Genomic DNA, 22,444 nt, shown 5'->3' on the forward strand with positions numbered 1-22,444 from the left:
CCCTCCCTATTCAACTATTAAAATTACTGGTTGATCGCATCGATGGCTACTTGTATCGGTTTGTTAAGCACTTCATCTACCATGGTGAAGTTTTTGTTTTTCTTATATTTATTATAAAAAATGGCTCTTTTCCGAACTGGATCACCCGTGTAATAGCGCTCGTATTGAAGGAGGCGCTGCCCGAATGCTTCCCCGCATAAATCCCAGGCAAGTTTAAACACCCGTACGCGTTCTTCCGCTGAAACTCCGCTTCGTCCTCCATAATATTTATCGATATCACAGCGCAATTCCGGATTATCAAAGTCCGCCCCTGTCGGTGACATCAACAGCCCGCCAGCCCCAATTGTCTGGATAACCTCTATGGCACGGGGATACATCTCTGGAAGGAAACCGCGAATCGATTCCAAGGCATCTGGATTTGGCCGGGCCTCACCGTAGTCATTAATCGTGTACTCATATTCCGCTACCCGAAGCAGTGAACGGATGACTTCGACGGATTGAACAAGTTCACCCAAATCACGTTGGACATGCAGGAATCCATCAACTCCGATAGAGTCTGCCACTTTACAAGCAACTTCAACGGCAAATGCCAGTTTAATATATCCACGGACACCTGATTGGTGTGCAGGCTGTTCAGCGATTCCTGTCATTGGATACAAGCGGTTTGCCGCCTCTACATTGTTGTATAAGAAGACGCGATTCCAAGGAACCAATACATCATTAAATACAAGCAGGGCATCCATTTCCTCATAGCGTGAGGCCAGTGGATGGTCAAACATCGAGCGTGTTCCGTCCTGCATTGGTTCCCGGCAGATTATGCGCAGTCCCGGCGTATCGATCGGCAGCGCAAATGCTACCGCATGACGCTCATCTCCTGGTGTGAATCCCGGGAAAGAATAGATAATTACTTCATCAGTAATGGGAGCCAGGGTTGCTAACATTTTTGCACCTCGGACAAGTATTCCTTCTTCTTTTTCCTCAACGGTCCCCAAGTGTGTATATGTTTCTTTTTGCTCATGAGATTCCTTACTTCGATCATTTTGAGGATTAATGATTGCATGCGTAAGGAATAAATCATTGTCACGAATATAGGTATAATAATCCTTGATGTTCTTAGACCAGTCTTTGTTGTATTTATCAAGAAACCAGGAATTATGCGCCATGGAAGTGACTACAACATTTAAAAAGTCAGGCGTTCTCCCCATAAGTCCATATGTCATCCTGGCATACACTTCAAATAACTTACTTCTTTTTTGCAGGTCATCCGAAGTCTTCGGGAATAAAAAAGCATTATTAACACGTTCTCCGGTTTCTTTACAAATGTGGGTGATTTCACCTTGATATTCCGGGTCATGTTGAATGTCATACAACTTCGCAATTTCTTGTATCGGCTGTTTAAAAATTGGTTCATTATAAATATCCTCAACCACTCTTCCACCAAGCCAGACTTCTGGCTTTCTGGATTTAATTCTATTAATATATTCTTCGCCGGTTTTAATGCCCATAAAAATCCCCCTTATTTTACGAGTTGTTTAGCAGACCCCATTTTCCCTTGATAAAAAGTAAGCGCTTCCAAATCTTCGAAATGTAATTCCTGGATTTCACCTATGAACAAAACATGATCACCCGCATCATATTCTTTCCATGGTTTGCATTCCATCCAGGCGACACTTCCTTTTATTTTTGGTGAAATCCCCTTGTTATCCCAGTCAATTTCAAGTGCTTCCCGTTTATTGCCCGCAAATTGCCATGCAATGGATTCTTGTTCATCCGACAAAATGTTAATGGTAAATGCTCTATCTTTCATGCTATTGCAGGCTTTTGCTTCTTTATGAATTGACACTAAAGCAAGCGGGGGATCCAAGGAAACCGAAGTGAATGAATTCACAGTAATGCCATTTTGAACTTTCCCATCAAACCAGCTCACTATCGTAACTCCGGTTGGGAATTTACCAAAGCAATTTCTTAACTCGCGCCCATCCATCTTTTCACCTCCTACTCTTTGATTATGAATTCATTATATTAAACTTAAAAATTTAAAAAATCCAATAATTTCATAATATGAAATTACGAAAATTTTTTATTTTCAATAGTCATCTTTAATTTGTTCTTTTTTCATTGATAGGGAATTTATTTCCATAGATATATTGATCAACATTTTATTGAATATCGTGTAAAAGGACACTACCGAAGAAAAGACTTTCATTACCGCAATATCAAAAATCAATGGTACACTATCCATGATCATTCATATTTCCAGTTTAGTTATCATAATGGTCTTTTGAGTTTTCCACTCAAATATATGAAAGTGGTGAGGGAAGTTTCAATGTTGCGTTCCATTCGAAAGATCTATCAATTTTTTGTGGATATACCTTTAAAAAAAGGCGTGGTTTTGAAAAACCGCTACGAAGTAACGGCTGTAATAGGAACAGGTAGCTACGGTATTATCTATCTTTGCATTGATTTAAAAACGAATGTGAATACCGTAATCAAACAGCTCCGGACAAGTAAACGCCGCAGCAAAAAAGAGCTTGAACAGTTTGAGAATGAAATCTCCATATTACGAATGTTAAACCATAAAGAAATGCCTAAATTTCACGAGAAATTTTCACATGACGGAAATTATTATTTTGTGATGGATTTCATTGAAGGGGATAATTTGGAAGACCATATTTTTTTGAATCATATAACGTTCAATGAGAAAGAGTCTCTACTATTTCTTGGTGAGTTGGTCGAATTAGTATCTTATCTGCACAGCCATTATATTTTCCATCAAGATTTACGTATACCAAATATCTTACTTAAAGACAATCAGCCCATTTTGATAGACTTTGGTTTGTCTAAACGTGCCGTTTCGGCCGATCTCGCAAAAGAAGCCATTTTGCAGCTGAAAAGGCAGGATTTTTACGACTTGGGAGAAATACTCTTATATGTACTTTATACGACATACACTTCCAAAAATAAAATGGCTCTCCCTTGGACAGAAGAGCTTTCGTTGGAAAAAGATACCGAGCACATACTCAAAAGGTTATTAAGCATCCAAGAACCTTATTCTGATATCCAAGAAATCTCAATGGACCTGCATGCAGCATTAGAGACAAAGGAATTGAATTAGCTGCTACTGCCCCGCCCTTTTCTCTTGTAGCGGTCACTTCCACTCATGGGAGATCGTTTATACCCTCTGCTGCTGCTACTGCTGCCTCGGCGATAATGACCATGCCTTCGCTCACTGCTGCCTTGGGAAAGTTGTTTGATTTTTTTCATTATCTTTTTCAACATATTTATCACCTCTTTTATTTTGGTTTTAAAGCTTGTTATTCATTTAGCCTAACATAGCCTCAGTTTTAACCTTATTAATAAGTACTATAAATTCTTTTCATTTGTGTTACATTCCATGACTGTCTCCCTTTTTTTCATGGAGTGAGCTTATTTTCTTTCTTTGGTCAAATGATAAAGAAAGATTAAATAGCCATCATCATCCAAAATCACCACATTTTCAACACGATGGATTTATGCCAACTAATACGTTAAATCAAGCGCTTTTATACATCCTATAATCCATATCTTGTCACCAACCCTATTTGGAATGAAAATCAGGCAGTAAACAAAAAACCTGGCGAATATTGATCGCCAGGTTTTTCTTTGTTCATTTTTTTATTTTACAGCTTCTTTTAATTCCTTACCTGCTTTAAAAGCGGGTACTTTGCTAGCTGCAATTTGTATTTCTTCACCTGTTTGTGGGTTTCTTCCTGTACGAGCTGCACGGTCGCGCACTTCAAATGTACCAAAACCAACTAGTTGGATCTTTTCTTCTTTAGCAAGTGTAGTCGTGATTGTTTCAAACAATGCATCCACTACTTTTTTTGCGTCGTCTTTTGTTAGTTCAGCTTGTGCTGCCACACTACTCACTAATTCTGTTTTATTCATATGAACACCTCATCCTTTTATATTCTTAAAGTATGTAGAGAAGACAACATAACATATCTTATATACGTCTGTCACTTAATATGGCTAATTAAAAGGAAGTTTACCCTTATACCAATGTGTTTCCAGTCCATTTCATATAGGTTAAAAGGCTTTGATCAACAGGATAAAATGATTTTGCCGAGACCATTTTTCAGCTTTCCGTGGTTTCAAGCTGCAGCCATTGATAGATGGTATCCATATCAATGTTTTCCTCCAAATGGGATGCCAAGAGATTGTACGCTTCCTCCCTACGCTCCGAGTCGCTTTGGACGTTTTCCTTCACTTCTTCCAACCCCTTGTTCCGTCGAATTTGGTTAACTAGTAATCTAGTGAACAGGCGATTATGGAATATCCCATGAAGATATGTTCCCATTACTTTGTTGTCATTGGAAATGGCTCCATCTTCTCTTCCATCCTTCAATAAAAGAAAGGGCCTTACTTGCGACTTCAATGTCGTTCTGCCTAAATGTATTTCGAAACCGATAAGATTCATTCGACCTTCCATTATCCCGGCAGAAAGGACACCTTCCATTTGTACCGTTTTCTTTTCTGCTTGAAATACGGTTTCCACCGGAAGAAGCGAAAGCCCATCTGCGTTCTCACCGTCACCTTCGACCGCGTCAGGATCGAAAAGTTTAGTCCCTAGCATTTGAAAACCGCCGCATATGCCAAATATCATCGTTCCTTGTTTCCGCAGTTCATTGATGGCCCGATCCAACCCCCTACGATTCAACCACTCTAAATCTTCCATCGTGTTTTTTGTACCAGGCAAAATAAGCAGATCGGGATTACCTAACTCATGGACACTGCTTACTAGGCGGACACCTACTCCGGGTTCATCAAAAAAAGGATCCACATCTGTAAAGTTGGAGATCCGCGGAAATCTCAAGACGGCTACATCGATCGGAAACTCAGCCTTTTTAGGTTTTTTAAAACGTAAGGAAGAGAGGGCAAGTGAATCTTCCGCTTCAATATTCACGTCAAGATAGGGCAGCACCCCGAGAACCGGAATCCCGGTTTCCTTTTCCACCCATTCAATGCCATCGTCCAACAGTTCACGCATGCCACGAAATTTATTGATGATGATCCCCTTTACACAATCGCGTTCATCTTTGTCCAATAAGGCAAGTGTCCCGATGATGGAAGCAAATACGCCACCACGGTCAATATCTGCCACTAAAATGACAGCCGCATCCGCGAGTTTGGCCATTCGCATATTCGCAATATCCCGGTCCTTAAGGTTAATTTCAGCTGGACTTCCTGCGCCTTCCAGTACGATGATGTCATATTCATCTTGAAGTTTTTCCACCGATTTACGGATGATGGGCATGGCTTCTTGGACAAAATGATTCCGATAGCTTTTTGCATTCATATCAAGAAAATGCTTTCCGTGCACGATGACTTCCGAAACCATATCCTTCTTCGGCTTCAGTAATATTGGATTCATATCAGTTGTTGCCGTGATTCGTGCTGCCTCCGCCTGTACTCCCTGCGCCCGTCCGATTTCACCGCCATCCAAGGTTACATAAGAATTCAATGCCATGTTTTGTGATTTGAATGGGACGACACGTAATCCTTTATTAGAAAAAACCCTGCAAAATGCCGTGCAAATCAAACTTTTTCCTACATCAGATGACGTCCCTTGTATCATGATGGACCGTGCCTTCATTCCGCTCACCCCCTAAAACTCTAATCCTTTGACAGCTCCGATACCCTCGTCATAATAATGCTTGGTCGCCTCAATGGATGAAACCAAATCCGCCATTTCCATAAGCTCTGGCTTGGCATCCCTACCGGTAATGACAATATGCATATGAGCGGGACGATTACGAATCGCCTCGATGATTTCAGCCAATGGCAAGACATCTTCAATAGGGAATTTGGATATGGCTAACGCATTGTTCAACTCATCCAAAACGAGTAAATCAATGTCAGGATCACTAAGGGCCTGTTTCGCCTTTTCCCAAGCTAACGATAATGCGCTTCGATGCTCATCTGGTGTTTTGGTCCAGGTAAAACCAATACCAAGCTGTTCCATTTCAACGCCTAATTTTTTTAAAGCCAACGCTTCTCCATATGTACGCTCTGGAGATTTTATGAACTGAAGGAATTTGACATTCATTCCTCTGCCGATTGCCCGTAAAGTCACCCCTAATGAGGCAGTCGTCTTCCCTTTCCCATTTCCCGTATAAATAAGCATTAATCCTCTGCGTGCCACTCACTCACCTACCTTCATAACCAAACTGTTTTTTCTATGTATGAAGTCCTTTGAGTAGCAGGAATTGGTTGATCCCCTTTCGGATATCCGACAAAAATGGTGCCGATCACTTTTTTGTTTTCCGGTGAACCGATAAACCCGTGAAGTCGTTCATCCCTGACAAGACCCACTCCTCTAGTACGCCAAACGAATCCAAGACCCAGTTCTTTTGCGGCAAGCCACATCGAATGGACGGCACAACAAGAGGCAAATACATTATCTTCGGATGAATCTGGATCATCAGGCAAAATATCAGAAGTCACGACGATGATAAGCGGTGTCGTCTTAACAACTTCCAGTGAACTGTCTATCAATTTTGGTTTGGTCGGGAAGCGTTCATGTAAATACTTTTCTGCCAATCTTTCATAACGGTGCTTCGCTTCACCCTTGATTACATAAAAGCCCCAAGGTTCACGTAATCGGTCGTTAGGGGCATAGGTAGCCGCTTCCAATAACATCCTGATTTTTTCATCTTCCACTTCTTTATCTTCGTAGTTCCTTATTGCCCTGCGTTCCTTCAATTCCTGAATGATGGACATTCCGACTCATTCCCTTCTATAATGGATTCTGATTCAATCACTCTTTCAAACCATTGGATTTTTTCTCTTAATTGGACGACATCGCCTACTAGGAAGATTGACGGATTTTGAATTTTTTCTTTAATAGCAAGCAAAGGAATCGAACTCAACGTACCGGTGATCGTCCTTTGTTTATCTGTCGTGCCCCATTCAATGACAGCCACTGGCGTTTTACCGTCCCTGCCATGCTCCATCAATTTTTCACATATAAACGGCATATTACCTATCCCCATATAAAAAGCGATGGTATCGATGCCTTGAGCCAATGCCTGCCAATTCAGGTTATCCTGTCCCTTGTAATCACGGCCATGTCCTGTCACAATCGCATAACTTGATGCATGTTCACGGTGGGTAACCGGGATGCCCGCATAAGCCGGAGCCGCGATACCCGCTGTGATTCCCGGGACGATATCATATTCAATTCCGTTAGCAGCCAGTATCTCAGCTTCCTCACCGCCCCGACCGAAGACAAATGGATCTCCGCCCTTTAGTCGGGTGACATTTTTCCCCTGTAAGGCTTTTTCCACAAGAAGTTCATGAATTTCATTTTGAATGAGATGATGTTTCCCTGGTGATTTCCCGCAATACACCAGTTCTGCATTTTCTTTTGCATAGGTTAATAGTTCTGGATTGACAAGCCTGTCATATGCGATGACATCCGCCTTTTGGATACATTCCAGTCCATATACCGTAATCAGTTTCGGATCTCCGGGACCCGCACCGACCAGATGTACTTTTCCCGGTTTCATGCTCGTGCCTCCTCTTAATCTTCAAAAAATACCTTTTACTTGATGATAGTTTCCTGGGTAGATCTGTTTTTTTGTTTTAAGCAAGCATCGATCCAGTTCTTTGCAAGTTTTGGATTGGAAGCAAAATGAAAGTGGGTATACCCGGCAACAAGGTTACCTAATACACACCCTTCTTGTTTCAAACCGAATCTGCCTTTGGCTTCATAAGCATGTGTAAGATCACCATCTGCTTCAAATGTCGAATAGTGGAACTCATGACCTTTTGCCTGCTCAATTTCATTGATCAAAAAGTTGCTTTGTGTTCCTGTAATTTCACGATATCCAAGTGCTGCAAGTTTTTTCTGCATCTTAATCCTGCCTGGTATTATCCCTGCCATCTGGTGCGTTTCTCCGGAAGTTGTTTCAATTGATTTGCTCAAAAACATGAAACCACCACATTCCGCTAGAGTCGGCAACCCCTTTTCAATAGAGCTTCGGATGGATTTAATAGTACCCAAATGACCAGAAAGTTCGTCTGCAAATTCCTCTGGAAAGCCGCCTCCAAGGTATAAACCATCAGCATCCAATGGAACTTCTTCCCCTTTTAATGGAGAAAAATACTTGATGTTTGCCCCATTCGCTTCAAGCAACTCAAGGTTTTCCTGATAATAAAAATTAAAGGCCGCATCTTTTGCGACGGCAATGCACACGCCTTTTTTATTTTGGTGCTGAAATATATTTGAATTCCCACTGGAAACGGCGCTAGTCATGGACAAACGGTACAACTGATCGATATCAATCGTTTCCATGACTAAGTGTGCAAGCTTATCGAAAAACGGGTCAAGTTCCCCGCGCTCAATAGCAGGAATTAAGCCCAAATGACGGCTAGGAATATCAATATCCAATTCCCGCTTCATATATCCCAGCACCGGAACATCGCATTCTTGCTCGATGGCCGCTTTGACAATTTGGTAATGCCCTACACTTCCCACTTGATTGGCAATTACCCCAATGATGTTCGGACCGGTTGAAAAGTCCTGAAACCCTTTTACAATGGCTGCGGCACTTCTCGCCATGCTGGCACAGTTGACTACCAACAAGACAGGGCTTTGGGTGATCATGCTGATTTCAGCCGTCGATCCTGTATTGGCTAAAGGACTTTTGCCATCGAAAAAACCCATGACTCCTTCGATGATCGAGATATCAGCTCCGATACTTGCTTTGTTAAGAATTTCTCGGACGGTATCGTGTTCAAACATCCAACTGTCAAGATTGCGTGAAATTCGTCCTGTAACTGCGGTATGATAGGTTGGATCAATATAGTCAGGACCACATTTGAACCCTTGAACGGTATAGCCTTTCTTCTGGAGGGCTGCCATGATTCCGATGGTCAATGTCGTTTTCCCGACACCGCTTCCGGTACCTGCAATCACCAATCTTCTATCGTTCATTTATATTCCCTCCTTAAAAAGGAATGATCCCAACTGATATGGTTACATTCCCCGATTTTTTCTTAACCAGCTCCAATTGTTCAGCTTTAGTATAAATCCTGACAGCCGGTTCACTCACACCGTATGCACCTGTATATTTAAAAACTGTATCGGATGGCGCTTCGATTTGAGCTTGATTAAGCTCTTCCGGTTCATAATATACAAATTCCCAGCCAAATTTCTTAACTACTTCAATCAAGCCAATTTCGTCTTTCTTTAAGGAAATTGTACAGATCGCTTTAACGCTTTTTAAGGAAAACGATAATTCCTCTAGTGTTTCTGTAATCACATGCTCTATTTCAGCAGCCGATGTTCCCCTATTGCACCCGATACCAAGAACAATTACTTGAGGACGATAAACGATCCCATTTTCCAGGATCCTCTTTTCCGACTGGCTAAGCATGCGGTGAGTGACGACCAGAGCTGCTTGTGGCTTTGCTTGAAGCGCTTCTTCAATTGAAGGGTATATGATTATACGTTCAGGTAATGGCGTTTCATACGACCACCAGTTCCGTTCACCTGACTCCTGTACAACGGCAACATGCTCTTCATTTACAACGGACGCACTTACTGGCGTCAATTTTTCTGCTGAATCCCAAATCCAGCCAAAGCGCTGGCCAAATAAGTCGACAGGAATCGTTTTCTGTACATCCGAAGCCGTAGTGATTATAGCTTTTGCGTCAAGGGCAGCAGCAACTTCCTTAGTCAGTTCATTTGCTCCGCCAAGATGCCCTGACAATACACTTATAACATTTTCCCCTTTGTCATCAATGACAACCACACCTGGATCCGTTTTCTTATCCTTCAAAATGGGAGCAATCATCCTGACGACTGCCCCGAGTGAAATAATTAATATGATTCCTTTATATTCCTTGAATAAAGCTGGTAAAAGCATACGGACGCTTCCCGAAAAAAGCTGGATCTGTTTATGCTCTTCGTCCCCTTTTTCAAACTTGCTCATGTAATATAGATCGGAATTCGAAAAAACGGTATGTAATTTTCGTGCCAGCTCGACACCGTGCTTTGTAATTGCCACGATTGCATAAGTATGAGACTGTTTAATGGGAGCAAGTTCCTCTTCCTTCAATTCAATGATCATGGCTTAACACCTTTTCTGAAACCGTGGGTAAAACTCGCATCATATAGTTTTGAACGGTATTCATCTTTATCATGGATAGTAGGGTCTAACGCCCATCCAGCCAAAATCATTGCATGCTTGCGGATACCATTTTTACGCATATCATCATCTAAATTAACTAACGTGGTACGGACTATTTTTTGGTCCGGCCATGTTGCCCGTTGAATGACTGCGACCGGCGTATCATCCTTCCAACCGGCTTCCTTGAGTTCTTTAACGATTTTTTTAGTCAAGGTCGCACTCAAGAAGAGGGCAATCGTGCAGTGATGACTTGCCAAATCACGTAACTTCTCAAATTCAGGAACAGGAGTACGTCCTTCAGCCCTCGTCAAAATGAGTGTCTGGGTTAAATCCGGGATAGTCAGCTCTGCTCCTATTGCCGCTGCCGAGGCGAATACTGAACTTACGCCAGGAATCACCTCATAACCAATATCCTCTTTCTTCAATAGGACAATTTGTTCCATGATCGCCCCATACATAGCAGGATCCCCTGTATGGATTCTGGCAACCATCTTTCCTTCTTTAACACGATCAACCATAATGCCAACAATTTCTTCCAAATGCATTCCAGCCGTTTTTAGCACCTCAGCATCCGGTTTTGCCTTAGCAATTAATTCCTCATTCACTAATGAATCCGTATATAAAATCACATCAGCAGTTTGGAGAATGTTCAATCCTTTTACAGTAATCAAATCCGGATCTCCTGGGCCAGCACCTACAATATATATCTTCATTTTCTCACCACCATCAATGTTAAGTATTCTAGTTCAAGTCCTTCCAATTCACTCACTTTCCAAATCACTTCTTCATCGGATGTGACTTTTGTTACGACCGAGGCCTTTTCAAGCAAGTTTAAATCTTTTAAAACAGTAATCATTAAATCGATGACTTTTGCCACTTTGATGAACACCACAGCATCATGATCTTCAATCGCCTTCCTCATCGCTTCATAATCATCCCTTGCCGGAACAATCGCCACATGATCATCACCATCCGCCAAAGCGATACCTAACCTTGACGCTGATCCATTAAACGAAGAAATGCCCGGGACTGTCTTAATTTCGACTTCAGGATGTAACTCCTGCATCAATTTCATCATATGTATGAACGTACTATATAAAAGGGGATCACCTTCCGTAACGAAAGCAACATCTTTTCCTTCGTATAATTTTTGCCAAACCTTTTCAACCGTTCCGTTCCATTCCCGATCCAAAATTGCTTGATCTTTCGTCATCGGAAAAACTAGGCCCAGCATTTCCTTCTCTTCAGGACGAATGTAAACTTCAACGATGCGATGGGCGTAGCTTTTACTCCCTTTTCTTTTTTTGGGATATGCAATGACAGGAGACTCCTGAATCACGCGAAATGCCTTTACTGTAATAAGCTCTGGATCGCCCGGGCCCACGCCTAGGCCATATAATGTACCAAGATTACTCATTCATGTCTTCCTTTCGTTGTGCAGTAATGATATAAACCGGATTAAGCGGTACGAATCTGTTCATTCCCAATATTGGCTTACTTCGGGAAATTTGCGCATGCATGATGGAAGTGTGAAAACCAGCTTCCCCAAATGCCTCATTAGCCCGGTAAAGATTCTCGATCGTTGCAGCATTTAGAACGATCCTGCCGCCTTCTTTCAGCCGTTTGCAGCAAGTATTGATTAGATCTACCATTTCGCCGCCGGTCCCGCCAATAAAAATCGCATCAGGGTCTGGAAAAGTTTCCAGGCCTTGCGGAGCTTTTCCATGAATAGCTGTTATATCGGTACGGAATTTTCGTTGGTTTTGATAACAGTTTTCTAAATCAGGCTCATTTTTTTCAATTGCGAAGATTTGACCTTCTGATGCAAGCTTAGCCGCTTCAATTGCCATTGATCCCGTACACGTCCCGACATCCCAAACTATGCTATTTTTTTCGAGTTTCAACGCATGCAGGCTCAATACTCGAATTTCCTTTTTGGTTATGAGTCCTTTATCCGGCTTCCGTTGCAAAAATTCTTCATCATCTATCCCTAAAGACCAGCTTGGACCTTCTGATTTTCTTTTTAAAATGACAACATTCAACGGGGAGAATTCCCGCTCCATCATTTCATCAAGTTCATACCAGCCAGAGTCTTCAGTTTCTCCTTGAAGATTTTCAGCAACGAATGCCCGATATTCTGTCATTCCGTATGAAAGGAGATATTTAGCCAGTTGGTTTGGACTATTTTCGATGTCAGTAAGCAAGGCAACTTTTGCTTTCCCATCAATCCTTTGGGCCAGCCCTTTCATACTGCGGCCATGAATACTAACTAGGAAAGCATCTTGCCAGCTTTCACCCATTTTTGCAAAAGCAAGCTGAATGGAACTGAAATATGGGTAAACTTCCATGTTGATCTTGCTGGAAAGATAGCCTCCCATTCCGTAAAACAATGGGTCACCGGAAGCTAAGACAACAGTTGGACGAGTTTCATCCTGCAGTTGTTCCACCACTTTCTTCAAATCGCCCTTTATGACAAACTTCTGGCCAGAATAGTTCGGAAAGAAGGATAAGACCCGCTCGCCTCCGACCAGCACTTCACTTTCTTCAATCCATTGGGCATATTGCGGCAGTAAGCTTTCCTGACCGTTATCCCCTATCCCGATTAATTTCATCAATTGACTCAATTCCAACAGCCCTTCCCAGTAATTGTCCTTTCAACGAATAAATCGCCGTTTCCATTTCAATGCCACCCTTCACTTGCTTTATGGCAGAGTGACAGCAGGATTCACATAGTTTATTAAAAAAATCAAAATTATTGATCGCCGACATCATATCCCCAACTTGTGATGCTGTGTTTGCATTCTTGATTTCAAGAACAAGATCATCTCCTGCTCCAACGCTATGGGCTATCTCCGATAGAAAACCGAAGTCGACCGGGGCACTCTTTGAATGCACCATCATCACACCTTGGGCAACTTTAGAAAATTTCCCCATCATGCCGACCAGTGATACCTTTTTTATTCCCTGCCTCTTACATTGCTTAAGTGAGAAGCCCACAAAGTCACCCATTTCAATAAAGGCTTCCTCCGGTAAATCCTGAAGAAGGCCCATTGCATACTTTTCACTTCGCCCGCCAGTCGTTAAGACAAGATGCTCACAACCACTCGCTTTGGCGACACTTATAGCCTGGACGATACTTGCCATGTAGGCCGAACTGGAAAAAGGGACGACGGTGCCCCTTGTTCCCAAAATGGAAATACCCCCCACAATCCCCAAGCGGCCATTTAATGTTTTTTTTGCTATTTCTTCACCTGCGGGCACGGAGATGACGACTTTCACTCCTCTATTGATCTTAAATTCTTCCAATGTTTGTTGCACAGTGGTTAAAATCATTTTGCGCGGTACAGGATTAATGGCCGCTTCCCCTACAGGAACGGGAAGCCCGGGTTTGGTCACACGACCAACTCCTGTCCCTCCATCCAAGATAATCCCAGGTGCATCGGACCAGCTGACAGTAGAGATAATATGGGCCAGATGTGTGGCATCAGGATCATCTCCGGCATCTTTAACCGTTTCTGCACTAACCGCATTTTCCGATATTTCATATTTCTCAATAGTGAAAGTGGCATCTCGGCCAATTGGCAAGGAAATCGTTGCTTCCTCCAGCGCATCCCCCGTGATCAAGGCGGTCAATGCCGCTTTGGTCACGGCTGTCGAACATGCTCCCGTCGTATATCCATGACGCATTTGTGAGGGGTCTTTTTTCACTTTCTTTTCCATTTTTTAACTATCAGCTAAAAGGGAAATCGCGTTCAATGCGGCAACAGTGACAGTACTTCCACCTTTTCGGCCAATATTCGTAATGAATGGAACTTCTGTGATCTTAGCCAGTTCCTCTTTAGATTCCGCTGCAGAAACAAACCCAACAGGCATTCCAATGATTAAGTCCGGTTTTGCAATCCCTTCTTTAATAAGGCGAATGAGCTCAAGTAATGCTGTAGGTGCATTGCCAATGGCATAAATGCCCCCTTCATTTTCCTTTACGGCTTTTTGCATCGAAATGATCGCTCTAGTCGTATTCAAACGTTTTGCTTCGACCATCACATCTGGATCTGAAATATAGCAATGCACGTCCCCGCCATGTTTTTGAAATCTTTTTTTGCCTGTTCCGCTCTCGATCATTTGCACATCCGCAATGACATGCCTGCCTTTGCGAATGGCTTCCACACCAGCTTGAATAGCATTTGGATGGATGATGACACTTCTTCCCAATTCAAAGTCCGCTGAAGCATGAATGACCCGGCGGACGATCTTCCATTCATCTTCGGAAAAATCATGATTCCCCATTTCTTCAGCTATCATTGCAAAGCTATAATCATATATTTTGTCTGGATCTACCGTCAGTGGTTTAAAATCCGTTTTAAAGTCCATCTTGCATTCCTCCTATTTTTGATTTAGCTGTTTATTCAATTCAGAAATGACATGATCAAAACTTGAATGGACATTTTGATAGTCCACATCCGGTCGCGATATCATAATCGTCTCTATTCCACATTCCAAGGCGGCTTCCAATTTCTCATCAACCGCACCAACTTTGCCACTTTCTTTCGTTATCATCAATGTGACGCCATACTGTTCATATAGAGCTTTATTTAATTCCTTGGAAAATGGACCTTGAATCGCAACGATATTTTTTTGTTCAATGCCTAGCTCCACACATTTTTCCATATTGTCCATGCGTGGCAGCATTCTTGCTATGACTCTGGTATTCTCGAGTCCGACCAATTCTTTTGCGAATACAGCTAGGGTTTTACTTCCGGTCGTAAGCATGATGATTCCCCGTTTTGCCGCTGCAAGCTTGGCAGCTTCCTCATAATCACGGACAACTATCAATTTGTCATTCTTAAACCGTTGACTTTCACGCTCATAACGAATATATGGAACATTTGCTGCCTTTGCTCCGTTAAGGGCGTTTTTGGATGCTTCTTCCGCAAATGGGTGACTTGCATCAACTACAGCCTGAAAACCTTTTTCAGAGATTAAAGATGTCATATCCTCTGCAGTTAATCGGCCAATACGGGTGGATATCCCTTCATCTTGCAAACTCTTCGCCGCCGACCCGGTTACAACAGTTGCCAAAACCTCGAATCCCACCTGCTTCATCTCAATCGCTAATTCCCTTGCATCACTTGTACCCGCCAAGAACAAAATCATTTTGATGTCCCCACTACTTGCTCATCGTGGTCGTGGTCGTGATCATGGTCGTGGTCGTGGTCGTGATCATGGTCGTGGTCGTGATCATGGTCGTGGTCGTAGTCGTGATGATGATGGTGGGCATGTCCATGTTCTTCGACATGTTTACGATAGTTTTCCAAATCTCGGACCCCACTTGATCTGCCTTCGCTAGCTTCAATTACACGTTCTTGCAAAATGTTCTGTAAGGTTGGATGATACCCAAAATACTTCGCCAAAATAAATTCTCGATCACGATATTGCTCTTGATAGCCTTTCAGCATATCTTCCATTCTTTCCATTAGCACACCCGTGAAAAGGAAATATGGCAGCATCACTATTTTTTTTGCCCCTAAGCGGATGCATCGATCAATGCCTTCATCCACGTGCGGTTCCGTTACACCCATGAAGGCACTTTCGACCCATTTCACGTTTAATTTTTCCCATAATAATCGTGAAATTTTATATATATCACTATTTGCATCAGCGTCACTGCCACCTCGGCCGATTAGCAAAATTGCTGTCTCAGGCTGTTTTGAGGATGTATCGAAACCAACTTCCTCAAGACGATCTGTCAGGATCGTCAATACATCATGGTGGACCCCGATCGTTTGACCATATGTGAATTTCACTTCTGGATACTTGGTTTTCCCATCCTCTATTTCAGCCGGGATATGTAATTTCGAATGTCCTGCATGCAACAAAATGATTGGTATGACGATAACTTCCGTAGCCCCTCGTTTTACACAATTATCAATGCCTTTAGATATATTCGGTGCCGCAAACTCCAAGAAGCACGTTTCTACCAAAAAGCCGTCATCCATTGCCGGAATCATATTTTTAATAAAATGAAGGACTTCTTCGTTTCCTGAAGCCAAGCGGCTTCCATGTCCTACGAACAAAACTGCTTTCATTTACTTTCCCCCTCTTGATTAGTCTTCACAAGGCGCAGGCTCTATGTTTATTTTGGGAGCAATGTCCTGATAAGAAAAACTCTGTATCTTTTTTGCACGTTTGAAGTATTTAAAAAGCCGCTCATTTGGATGGGCATTTTGCGTATACTCCCCGACAATGTCCGTAATCAGTTCAACAAGCTGTTCCGGTTCAATGCCTTCTGCAACCAGCTGACCTGGATGGGCTGTTCTTCCAACCGGTTTAGCTCCAAGAAATAAGTCGAACTTCCCTTTTCGGAAGACAATCCCGATATCATCCATCACAGCACTATAACAAGCCATTCCACACCCATTAAAACCGATGTTCAGTTCCTTAGGCATTTTCATTCCGCCGAGCACCCGGTGTATTTCATCCGCAAAAGGAATGGATTCCGCTTTTTCCCCATCACAGAAATCACAGGCTTTTAATGTCAGTACATCTCCAATCGGCGATAACAGAAAGTTTGCTGATTGCAATTTCCCCGTAATGACTTCCGGATCCGTTGTCGGAATCTTTAATACGATCTTATGGTTTGGCGTGTATTCCATCGATCCCTTTTCCCCGACAACTTCCGCAAGTGTCATCATTTGTTTGGGAGTGAATTGTTTATTCGCCACACCTGGACTGACCGCAAGTTCGAATACCGACTCCATTTTTTGCTGAACAAACGGCTTAATGGGTTGCTGAACGGTTTGGCCCTTAACTATAGACAGGGCTTCCATCGCCATTTCAAAAGATGTCGCCTTCTTTTCTGGTGCTTTTGTAAGTAATCCAACCCCTCCATCAGGCTCAGCGTAGGCTTCTTGCATGGAATCGGCTTCTTGATCTAATGCCCACGGTTCTGCTTCTTTTTGCAGACGCTGATGCGGCTTCAATGTTTGCTTTTCCGAATTCAATGTATATTTCCTCTGATAACCTCTTGGTGTGATGATTTTGTCATCATATAAAAAGGTAGATGAATTACCAATAATGACGGTGGTCAACATTCCAATATCGTGATTCAACATATCTTTCAAATTGGTTATGACAATATCCTGCCGATCGCGATAAGCACTTTTCACCAACCCGACAGGTGTATCCGGTGAACGGTAGCGAAGGAGAATTTTTTGTGTTTCTACAATTTGCCTAGTCCGCCTTCCGCTACGCGGGTTATAAAGTGCAATGACAAAGTCAGCCATTGCAGCAGCTTCCACCCTTTTAGCGATAAGTTCCCAAGGCGTTAAATGATCACTGAGGCTGATGGTACACGAATCGTGCATGACAGGTGCCCCAAGTAAAGACGCACAAGAGTTGATTGCAGAAATACCAGGGATGACTTCAATGCCCACTCCAGTATCTTCTTTCCACCCTTTTTCAATCAATACTTCATAAACCAGCCCTGCCATCCCGTAAACTCCGGCATCACCACTGGAAATTACAGCCACTTTCTTTCCCAGCTCCGCTTGTTTCACTGCTTCCTGAGCACGTGATACTTCTTCAGTCATTCCCGTACTAATAATCGTTTGATCTGTAAGCAGTCCCTGAATGAGTTCAACATAAGTTTTATAACCAATGATGTAGTCACTTTCTTGAAGGGCTTCGACAGCACGTTTGGTAATGTGTTCAAAATTCCCTGGCCCAAAGCCCACGACGAATAATTTACCGTTAGTACTCATTAAGACATCTCCTTTTACGATTTGTTCTTTGAAATACCCGTATGAGCAGGAAAATCTGGATTAGGGGTCATTTCCCCATCACTGAATTGGTAGATCATCTGTGGCACAAACTCCCCATCATCGATATTACTTACAATCTTCCGACCGTAATCTGGGGTATCCACCCGATACCATCTCCCTTGGGGATACTCAATTACAACGCAGGCGTCCTTACATCTTCCGTTACAGCGTGTCCTGGTTGTATGAACTTTCATATCCAGTCCCTTTGAAGTAATTTCATCGCGAATCGCTTGGGTTACTTCTTCCCCGCCTTTTTTCATGCAACTGCTTCCATTGCAAATCAACAGATGCGTATTAGTACCCTGCAAGTTCCAAGTAGTCATCTTCTTCCTCCTGAGTTCAGGGAAAAGGCAAAATAAAAAACCTTAACATAAGAGTTAAGGTTTTAAAAAAACTATATGAATGAGGAGCCTTCGGCAAATATGCTGAATCTCCCAAAATCGTCATAGTCCTTCTACCTTTCCCTCCGAAAAGTATCATACAATTTCAAAAGCAGGTTTCCTGGCTTACGCTTCATTTTACTTTGTCCCTTCCCGGCATTAAGCCAGTGGTCATCGACAATTTCATCAGCGTTTACAGTAGCGGGGGCTGCATCGGATTTTCACCGTTTTCCCTATTATCCCTTGATAATTCACACAAGAGCACTTTTAAAATGAAATATTTGGTTTTATTATACATTTCTAGCTAACTTTATCTATCATATAACAACTTTAGCAAAATTCAAAGTTTATTCCGACTGTTTAGAAAAGTTTAATAGGGTAAATCCAGCTCCATGCCTCGCTTCTCTGCGTTATTAGTCTTTTAAAAAAAAAGAGAGTGTAGCTGGAATTATTTCTTTATGATAAACTATACGAGATTTTTCAAAATAATTACATAAGTTTTATGGTGTTGAATTTTCTCGGAAATTCAGCTTAAAAGGGAAGCCGGTGAAAATCCGGAGCGGTCCCGCCACTGTAAAGGGAAGTCCTATTGCCTTAAGGTTAATCCACTGTCAAATGAGATGGGAAGGATGTAATGGGATGATGAACCAAAGCCAGGAGACCTGCCATGAAGCGTGAAACTGTTTCAGCCTACGAGGATGGGTGTGCGGATCAGGCAGAATAGCCCGTGGTTGGTTTATGCTGAGGAATTCCTGTTCATTACGCACTTCTTTCTTTTTTAGAGAAGTGCTTTTTATGTTGGGCGCCGCTTTTCTTCTAAAAGCCTTGATCAGAAAAAATTAAAAGTGTTGAAAGGAGAAAGAATGAAAAAAGACAATTGGAAAATTCTTTATTTTGTCATTTTATTGCTTCTTGTACCAAAACGTGCTATGGCCATGCATATTATGGAGGGATTTTTACCGATTGAATGGGCCATATTCTGGTGGGCCATTATCCTTCCATTTTTAATCTTGGGTTACCGGTCGATTAGGTCCAAAGTAAAGGAAAACCCAGAAACAAAAATGATACTCGGCCTATCGGGAGCATTTGTATTCATATTATCGGCCCTGAAGATTCCTTCCGTTACGGGAAGTTCTTCACACCCTACAGGAGTTGGTTTGGGTTCCATATTATTCGGACCATTGGCCATGAGTGTCGTGGGTTCCATCGTACTGTTATTTCAAGCTGTATTACTGGCTCACGGAGGGTTGACGACATTAGGGGCCAATGCATTTTCCATGGCAGTATGCGGACCGTTCATTTCTTACTTTGTCTTCAAGGGCGCGACTAAATTGGGGTGGTCTTTTTCTCTTGCCGTTTTCTTGGCAGCTGCTTTTGGAGATTTAGGAACCTATGTGGTAACTTCCGTTCAACTTGCTCTTGCTTTTCCATCCGAGGTAGGGGGATTCATGGCCTCATTCACTAAGTTTGCAGGGATTTTTGCCCTGACCCAAATTCCCTTGGCAATCAGCGAGGGATTATTGACAGTCGTTGTGATGAATTTCTTAAAAAAATACAATCTAGGCGAATTGAAATTGCTGCGAGTTTTATCTAAGGAGGCCCGTTAATATGAAAAAAAGTTTACTGCTGCTTTTCCTGGTCGTCATTCTTGCTACCATACCGTTAATCACCCAACAAGGAACGGAATTTGGCGGTGCCGACGGCGAAGCTGAAGAAGCCATCACAAATATCCATCCGGAATATAAGCCATGGTTCAACAGTATTTGGGAGCCACCAGGTGCAGAAACAGAAAGCTTATTATTTGCGCTGCAAGCTGCAATCGGAGCTGGTTTCATTGGATATTTCATTGGCGTAATGAGACAAAGGAATAAGCAAGCCAAACAAGCCATGCCCGAAGAATCCAAGCATGTTACTCATTGATAAATATGCCTATTTCAATGGGCTAAAGGATGAACATCCGTTGGAAAAAATGATTTTTGCACTCTCCCTTTTGCTTTTTTCCTTAACTGTAAGGGATATGGCCGTTTCGCTCATCACTTTTACGGTGATGAGTGCTTTAATCATTTTTGCGGCAAGAATCCCACTTTCTTATTATCTGAAATTACTCTTACTACCGGGGTTCTTTATATTATCAGGTACAATTACCATCCTTTTTTCTTTTACAAGCAAACCCACTTCAATATCCAATATATGGTGGTCCTGGAAAGCCGGAAACTGGCAAATATTCATCAGCGATGACAGCATTGGTACAGTGATCAATTTGATCACTGTCGTATTTGGCAGTATAAGCTGTTTATATTTCTTAACCTTAACAACACCCATTACCGTCATTCTATCCGTGCTGCGGAAACTTAAATTGCCGTCTTTATTGATCGATTTAATAGAATTGACCTATCGCTTCATCTTTATTTTTTTAGATACAGCTTTGGCCATTCACCTATCACAAGCTTCACGACTTGGATATGGCTCGATAAGGCAAGGCATTCGCTCTCTCGGGTTACTAATCTCATCATTATTTTTGGGAGTATTCCAGCGCTCTGCGCAATTGACGATGGCCATGAATGCAAGAGGATATCAGGAAAACCTATCATTTATCGATGATACTTACACCTATTCCTCCCGCAATTGGCTGATCGCCATTATCATACTAGGAAGCTTAATCTTTATTTATGGATATATGTAAATTGGAGGCAATTCAAAAATGGAAGAGCATATTTTTAATATAGAGGGCCTCACCCATCAATTCGCAGATGGAACGTTCGCTATAAAAGATCTTTCACTAACGGTTCAACAAGGTAAAAAGATTGCATTATTAGGCAATAATGGAGCTGGCAAATCGACTCTGTTCCTCCATTTAAACGGTCTTTTACAACCAACATCAGGAACTATCAGATATAAGGGCAAGAAAATTAAATATGACCGTAAAGCATTATTATCATTAAGAAAACAAGTCGGGATCGTTTTTCAAGATCCCGATTCTCAGCTTTTTTCCGCTAATGTGCAACAGGATATTTCGTTTGGACCGATGAATTTAGGATGGGAAAGAAACGTAGTCCACGAGAAAGTACAATGGGCGATGGCTCAAACGGAAGTAACGGAATTGAAGGACAGACCCACCCATTTTTTGAGCTTAGGGCAAAAAAAACGTGTCGCCATTGCAGGGGTACTAGCCATGGAACCCGATGTTTGGCTCTTGGACGAGCCTACCGCTGGATTGGATCCTTATTTCTCCCGACAGATCATGTCTCTGCTGGACAGTATTCACCATCCTGACAAAACGATAATTCTATCAACTCATGATGTTAATTTGGCCTATCAATGGGCTGATGAAGTCGTTGTCATGAACGATGGTAAGGTCATATACCAAGGGGACCCTGTATCCGTTTTTCATGATGAAGCCGTTCTGATGAGGGCACACCTGGAGAAGCCGTGGGTTTTTGAAATGTTTCAAGCCCTTCTTCAATCAAGGATACCCGCAGAAAAGGACCTTGTCCCAAGAACGAAGGAAGAGTTACTTCGAAAAATGGAGAGAGAAAGAATTTATTAATTAGATATCCCCTAGCTTAAAAAGCTAGGGGTTTAAATCGATATTCACTTAAAATATCAGTCGATAATTCTTGTTCCTAAAAAATAAAAATCACTTCATTTCCTTTCTTCCTCAGATCCTTCTTTTTTAATCTCAATATCCTTTCCATTTACATCATCAATGACTGCTTTTATCTCGCCTTCCGCATAAGTATCCGAGACTTGTTCGTGGGTTGTAGCCAATCCCGAAGATACAACATCTTCCCGTTTATAATCACTGACGTCATATATTCTTCCAGCAATTTCTGAAGATTCATTTTTTGATGGCTTGCCATCCATAGTTTTCCACTCCTAGTTTTCAAATTGTCCAACCATCGATTGACAGCAGTACTAAAGACAAAGGTATTTTGTGTAAAAAACAAAACAATATTCAATCATGATAGAAAAAAGAGGAAAAAGCCTTCTTTTCAATCAATTGATCATACAAAAAAAGCTTACAAGTAAAATCCCTTCTCAAGGACTCTACATGTAAGCTTAATTA

24 protein-coding genes and 2 riboswitches are annotated in these 22,444 nt (G+C 42.1%); of the genes, 5 read left to right on the forward strand and 19 right to left on the reverse strand.

The features are described from left to right. Window positions 1-23: 23 nt before the first annotated feature. The gene (locus ACFX4L_RS17225; protein WP_377405725.1) at window positions 24-1,505 is read right to left on the reverse strand and encodes a 4-hydroxyphenylacetate 3-hydroxylase family protein; all 1,482 of its coding nucleotides are present in this window, start codon (window positions 1,503-1,505) and stop codon (window positions 24-26) included. 11 nt (window positions 1,506-1,516) lie between these two features. Further along, a complete protein-coding gene (locus ACFX4L_RS17230; RefSeq protein ID WP_317777635.1) occupies window positions 1,517-1,984 on the reverse strand; it encodes a flavin reductase family protein in 468 nt (155 codons plus the stop codon). Window positions 1,985-2,326: 342 nt separating this feature from the next. On the opposite strand from ACFX4L_RS17230, the gene ACFX4L_RS17235 reads away from it, so the two are divergent. Beyond that, entirely contained in the window at window positions 2,327-3,115 is a 789-nt protein-coding gene (locus ACFX4L_RS17235) for a protein kinase domain-containing protein (protein ID WP_377384611.1), read from the forward strand. A gap of 539 nt (window positions 3,116-3,654) precedes the next feature. Here ACFX4L_RS17235 and ACFX4L_RS17240 read toward each other — a convergent pair. The 16 genes from ACFX4L_RS17240 to ACFX4L_RS17315 form a co-directional block, all read right to left on the reverse strand. Further along, the gene (locus ACFX4L_RS17240; protein ID WP_061462953.1) at window positions 3,655-3,927 is read right to left on the reverse strand and encodes an HU family DNA-binding protein; all 273 of its coding nucleotides are present in this window, start codon (window positions 3,925-3,927) and stop codon (window positions 3,655-3,657) included. A 190-nt stretch (window positions 3,928-4,117) separates the two neighbouring features. Further along, window positions 4,118-5,635 carry a cobyric acid synthase gene (locus ACFX4L_RS17245; protein WP_377384613.1) on the reverse strand — a complete coding sequence of 506 codons (1,518 nt, stop codon included), beginning with the start codon at window positions 5,633-5,635 and terminating at the stop codon, window positions 4,118-4,120. A 12-nt stretch (window positions 5,636-5,647) separates the two neighbouring features. Further along, entirely contained in the window at window positions 5,648-6,184 is a 537-nt protein-coding gene (locus ACFX4L_RS17250; protein WP_125162129.1) for a cob(I)yrinic acid a,c-diamide adenosyltransferase, read from the reverse strand. Window positions 6,185-6,198: 14 nt separating this feature from the next. Then, entirely contained in the window at window positions 6,199-6,762 is a 564-nt protein-coding gene (locus tag ACFX4L_RS17255) for a nitroreductase family protein (protein WP_061462950.1), read from the reverse strand. After that, the gene (gene cobA, locus ACFX4L_RS17260; protein WP_284470938.1) at window positions 6,741-7,550 is read right to left on the reverse strand and encodes a uroporphyrinogen-III C-methyltransferase; all 810 of its coding nucleotides are present in this window, start codon (window positions 7,548-7,550) and stop codon (window positions 6,741-6,743) included. The genes ACFX4L_RS17255 and cobA overlap by 22 nt, the downstream gene beginning before the upstream one ends. A gap of 35 nt (window positions 7,551-7,585) precedes the next feature. Next, a complete protein-coding gene (locus tag ACFX4L_RS17265; RefSeq protein WP_377384616.1) occupies window positions 7,586-8,980 on the reverse strand; it encodes a cobyrinic acid a,c-diamide synthase CobB in 1,395 nt (464 codons plus the stop codon). Window positions 8,981-8,993: 13 nt separating this feature from the next. Beyond that, window positions 8,994-10,118, reverse strand: a complete 1,125-nt coding sequence (locus ACFX4L_RS17270) for a cobalt-precorrin 5A hydrolase (protein WP_125162126.1) — start codon at window positions 10,116-10,118, stop codon at window positions 8,994-8,996. Beyond that, window positions 10,115-10,891 (reverse strand): precorrin-4 C(11)-methyltransferase, encoded by a 777-nt coding sequence (gene cobM / locus ACFX4L_RS17275; protein ID WP_089363086.1) that lies wholly within the window; start codon window positions 10,889-10,891, stop codon window positions 10,115-10,117. The genes ACFX4L_RS17270 and cobM overlap by 4 nt, the downstream gene beginning before the upstream one ends. After that, window positions 10,888-11,595, reverse strand: coding sequence for a precorrin-2 C(20)-methyltransferase (cobI, locus tag ACFX4L_RS17280; protein WP_284470942.1), 708 nt, complete (start codon window positions 11,593-11,595; stop codon window positions 10,888-10,890). The genes cobM and cobI overlap by 4 nt, the downstream gene beginning before the upstream one ends. After that, complete coding sequence (cbiE, locus tag ACFX4L_RS17285) at window positions 11,588-12,802, reverse strand: precorrin-6y C5,15-methyltransferase (decarboxylating) subunit CbiE (RefSeq protein ID WP_377405735.1); 1,215 nt, start codon at window positions 12,800-12,802, stop codon at window positions 11,588-11,590. Before cbiE ends, cobI begins: the two co-directional genes overlap by 8 nt. Then, window positions 12,765-13,898, reverse strand: coding sequence for a cobalt-precorrin-5B (C(1))-methyltransferase (locus tag ACFX4L_RS17290; protein ID WP_377384618.1), 1,134 nt, complete (start codon window positions 13,896-13,898; stop codon window positions 12,765-12,767). The genes cbiE and ACFX4L_RS17290 overlap by 38 nt, the downstream gene beginning before the upstream one ends. Before the next feature lie 3 nt (window positions 13,899-13,901). Next, window positions 13,902-14,549, reverse strand: a complete 648-nt coding sequence (locus tag ACFX4L_RS17295) for a precorrin-8X methylmutase (RefSeq protein ID WP_089363089.1) — start codon at window positions 14,547-14,549, stop codon at window positions 13,902-13,904. A gap of 12 nt (window positions 14,550-14,561) precedes the next feature. Beyond that, window positions 14,562-15,332: a precorrin-6A reductase gene (gene cobK / locus ACFX4L_RS17300; protein WP_377384620.1), complete on the reverse strand. Its 771-nt coding sequence runs from the start codon at window positions 15,330-15,332 to the stop codon at window positions 14,562-14,564. Continuing rightward, window positions 15,329-16,264, reverse strand: a complete 936-nt coding sequence (locus ACFX4L_RS17305; RefSeq protein WP_377405727.1) for a sirohydrochlorin chelatase — start codon at window positions 16,262-16,264, stop codon at window positions 15,329-15,331. The genes cobK and ACFX4L_RS17305 overlap by 4 nt, the downstream gene beginning before the upstream one ends. An 18-nt stretch (window positions 16,265-16,282) precedes the next feature. Continuing rightward, a complete protein-coding gene (gene cobJ / locus ACFX4L_RS17310; RefSeq protein ID WP_377384624.1) occupies window positions 16,283-17,938 on the reverse strand; it encodes a precorrin-3B C(17)-methyltransferase in 1,656 nt (551 codons plus the stop codon). Window positions 17,939-17,952: 14 nt separating this feature from the next. Continuing rightward, window positions 17,953-18,321, reverse strand: coding sequence for a (2Fe-2S) ferredoxin domain-containing protein (locus ACFX4L_RS17315; protein WP_377405729.1), 369 nt, complete (start codon window positions 18,319-18,321; stop codon window positions 17,953-17,955). Window positions 18,322-18,472: 151 nt separating this feature from the next. Further along, window positions 18,473-18,662, reverse strand: a riboswitch (cobalamin riboswitch). A 202-nt stretch (window positions 18,663-18,864) separates the two neighbouring features. Next, window positions 18,865-19,062, forward strand: a riboswitch (cobalamin riboswitch). A gap of 179 nt (window positions 19,063-19,241) precedes the next feature. Here ACFX4L_RS17315 and ACFX4L_RS17320 point away from each other — a divergent pair. Genes ACFX4L_RS17320 through ACFX4L_RS17335 form a run of 4 tightly spaced genes read left to right on the forward strand, consistent with a single transcriptional unit; the run spans window position 19,242 to window position 21,925 of the window. Next, window positions 19,242-19,985 (forward strand): energy-coupling factor ABC transporter permease, encoded by a 744-nt coding sequence (locus ACFX4L_RS17320; protein WP_061462939.1) that lies wholly within the window; start codon window positions 19,242-19,244, stop codon window positions 19,983-19,985. A 1-nt stretch (window position 19,986) separates the two neighbouring features. Then, window positions 19,987-20,298: an energy-coupling factor ABC transporter substrate-binding protein gene (locus ACFX4L_RS17325; RefSeq protein WP_089363094.1), complete on the forward strand. Its 312-nt coding sequence runs from the start codon at window positions 19,987-19,989 to the stop codon at window positions 20,296-20,298. Between the two features lie 40 nt (window positions 20,299-20,338). Next, window positions 20,339-21,061, forward strand: a complete 723-nt coding sequence (cbiQ, locus tag ACFX4L_RS17330; protein WP_284470949.1) for a cobalt ECF transporter T component CbiQ — start codon at window positions 20,339-20,341, stop codon at window positions 21,059-21,061. Between the two features lie 18 nt (window positions 21,062-21,079). Beyond that, on the forward strand, window positions 21,080-21,925 hold the full coding sequence (locus tag ACFX4L_RS17335; RefSeq protein WP_284470950.1) for an energy-coupling factor ABC transporter ATP-binding protein: 846 nt from the start codon (window positions 21,080-21,082) through the stop codon (window positions 21,923-21,925). A 95-nt stretch (window positions 21,926-22,020) separates the two neighbouring features. On the opposite strand, the gene ACFX4L_RS17340 is transcribed toward ACFX4L_RS17335, so the two are convergent. Beyond that, on the reverse strand, window positions 22,021-22,242 hold the full coding sequence (locus ACFX4L_RS17340; RefSeq protein WP_377405731.1) for a YozQ family protein: 222 nt from the start codon (window positions 22,240-22,242) through the stop codon (window positions 22,021-22,023). Window positions 22,243-22,444 lie beyond the last annotated feature (202 nt).

Source organism: Peribacillus sp. YIM B13482, from assembly GCF_042787975.1.
In the GTDB taxonomy this organism is placed as follows: domain Bacteria; phylum Bacillota; class Bacilli; order Bacillales; family DSM-1321; genus Peribacillus; species Peribacillus simplex_A.

Excerpts from the sequence above, each read along its gene's own strand:
- ACFX4L_RS17225 (WP_377405725.1), bottom strand. The coding sequence starts at position 1,505 with ATGGGCATTAAAACCGGCGAAGAATATATTAATAGAATTAAATCCAGA.
- ACFX4L_RS17230 (WP_317777635.1), bottom strand. The coding sequence starts at position 1,984 with ATGGATGGGCGCGAGTTAAGAAATTGCTTTGGTAAATTCCCAACCGGA.
- ACFX4L_RS17235 (WP_377384611.1), top strand. The coding sequence starts at position 2,327 with ATGTTGCGTTCCATTCGAAAGATCTATCAATTTTTTGTGGATATACCT.
- ACFX4L_RS17240 (WP_061462953.1), bottom strand. The coding sequence starts at position 3,927 with ATGAATAAAACAGAATTAGTGAGTAGTGTGGCAGCACAAGCTGAACTA.
- ACFX4L_RS17245 (WP_377384613.1), bottom strand. The coding sequence starts at position 5,635 with ATGAAGGCACGGTCCATCATGATACAAGGGACGTCATCTGATGTAGGA.
- ACFX4L_RS17255 (WP_061462950.1), bottom strand. The coding sequence starts at position 6,762 with ATGTCCATCATTCAGGAATTGAAGGAACGCAGGGCAATAAGGAACTAC.
- cobA (WP_284470938.1), bottom strand. The coding sequence starts at position 7,550 with ATGAAACCGGGAAAAGTACATCTGGTCGGTGCGGGTCCCGGAGATCCG.
- ACFX4L_RS17265 (WP_377384616.1), bottom strand. The coding sequence starts at position 8,980 with ATGAACGATAGAAGATTGGTGATTGCAGGTACCGGAAGCGGTGTCGGG.
- ACFX4L_RS17270 (WP_125162126.1), bottom strand. The coding sequence starts at position 10,118 with ATGATCATTGAATTGAAGGAAGAGGAACTTGCTCCCATTAAACAGTCT.
- cobM (WP_089363086.1), bottom strand. The coding sequence starts at position 10,891 with ATGAAGATATATATTGTAGGTGCTGGCCCAGGAGATCCGGATTTGATT.
- cobI (WP_284470942.1), bottom strand. The coding sequence starts at position 11,595 with ATGAGTAATCTTGGTACATTATATGGCCTAGGCGTGGGCCCGGGCGAT.
- ACFX4L_RS17290 (WP_377384618.1), bottom strand. The coding sequence starts at position 13,898 with ATGGAAAAGAAAGTGAAAAAAGACCCCTCACAAATGCGTCATGGATAT.
- ACFX4L_RS17295 (WP_089363089.1), bottom strand. The coding sequence starts at position 14,549 with ATGGACTTTAAAACGGATTTTAAACCACTGACGGTAGATCCAGACAAA.
- cobK (WP_377384620.1), bottom strand. The coding sequence starts at position 15,332 with ATGATTTTGTTCTTGGCGGGTACAAGTGATGCAAGGGAATTAGCGATT.
- ACFX4L_RS17305 (WP_377405727.1), bottom strand. The coding sequence starts at position 16,264 with ATGAAAGCAGTTTTGTTCGTAGGACATGGAAGCCGCTTGGCTTCAGGA.
- cobJ (WP_377384624.1), bottom strand. The coding sequence starts at position 17,938 with ATGAGTACTAACGGTAAATTATTCGTCGTGGGCTTTGGGCCAGGGAAT.
- ACFX4L_RS17315 (WP_377405729.1), bottom strand. The coding sequence starts at position 18,321 with ATGACTACTTGGAACTTGCAGGGTACTAATACGCATCTGTTGATTTGC.
- ACFX4L_RS17320 (WP_061462939.1), top strand. The coding sequence starts at position 19,242 with ATGAAAAAAGACAATTGGAAAATTCTTTATTTTGTCATTTTATTGCTT.
- ACFX4L_RS17325 (WP_089363094.1), top strand. The coding sequence starts at position 19,987 with ATGAAAAAAAGTTTACTGCTGCTTTTCCTGGTCGTCATTCTTGCTACC.
- ACFX4L_RS17335 (WP_284470950.1), top strand. The coding sequence starts at position 21,080 with ATGGAAGAGCATATTTTTAATATAGAGGGCCTCACCCATCAATTCGCA.
- ACFX4L_RS17340 (WP_377405731.1), bottom strand. The coding sequence starts at position 22,242 with ATGGATGGCAAGCCATCAAAAAATGAATCTTCAGAAATTGCTGGAAGA.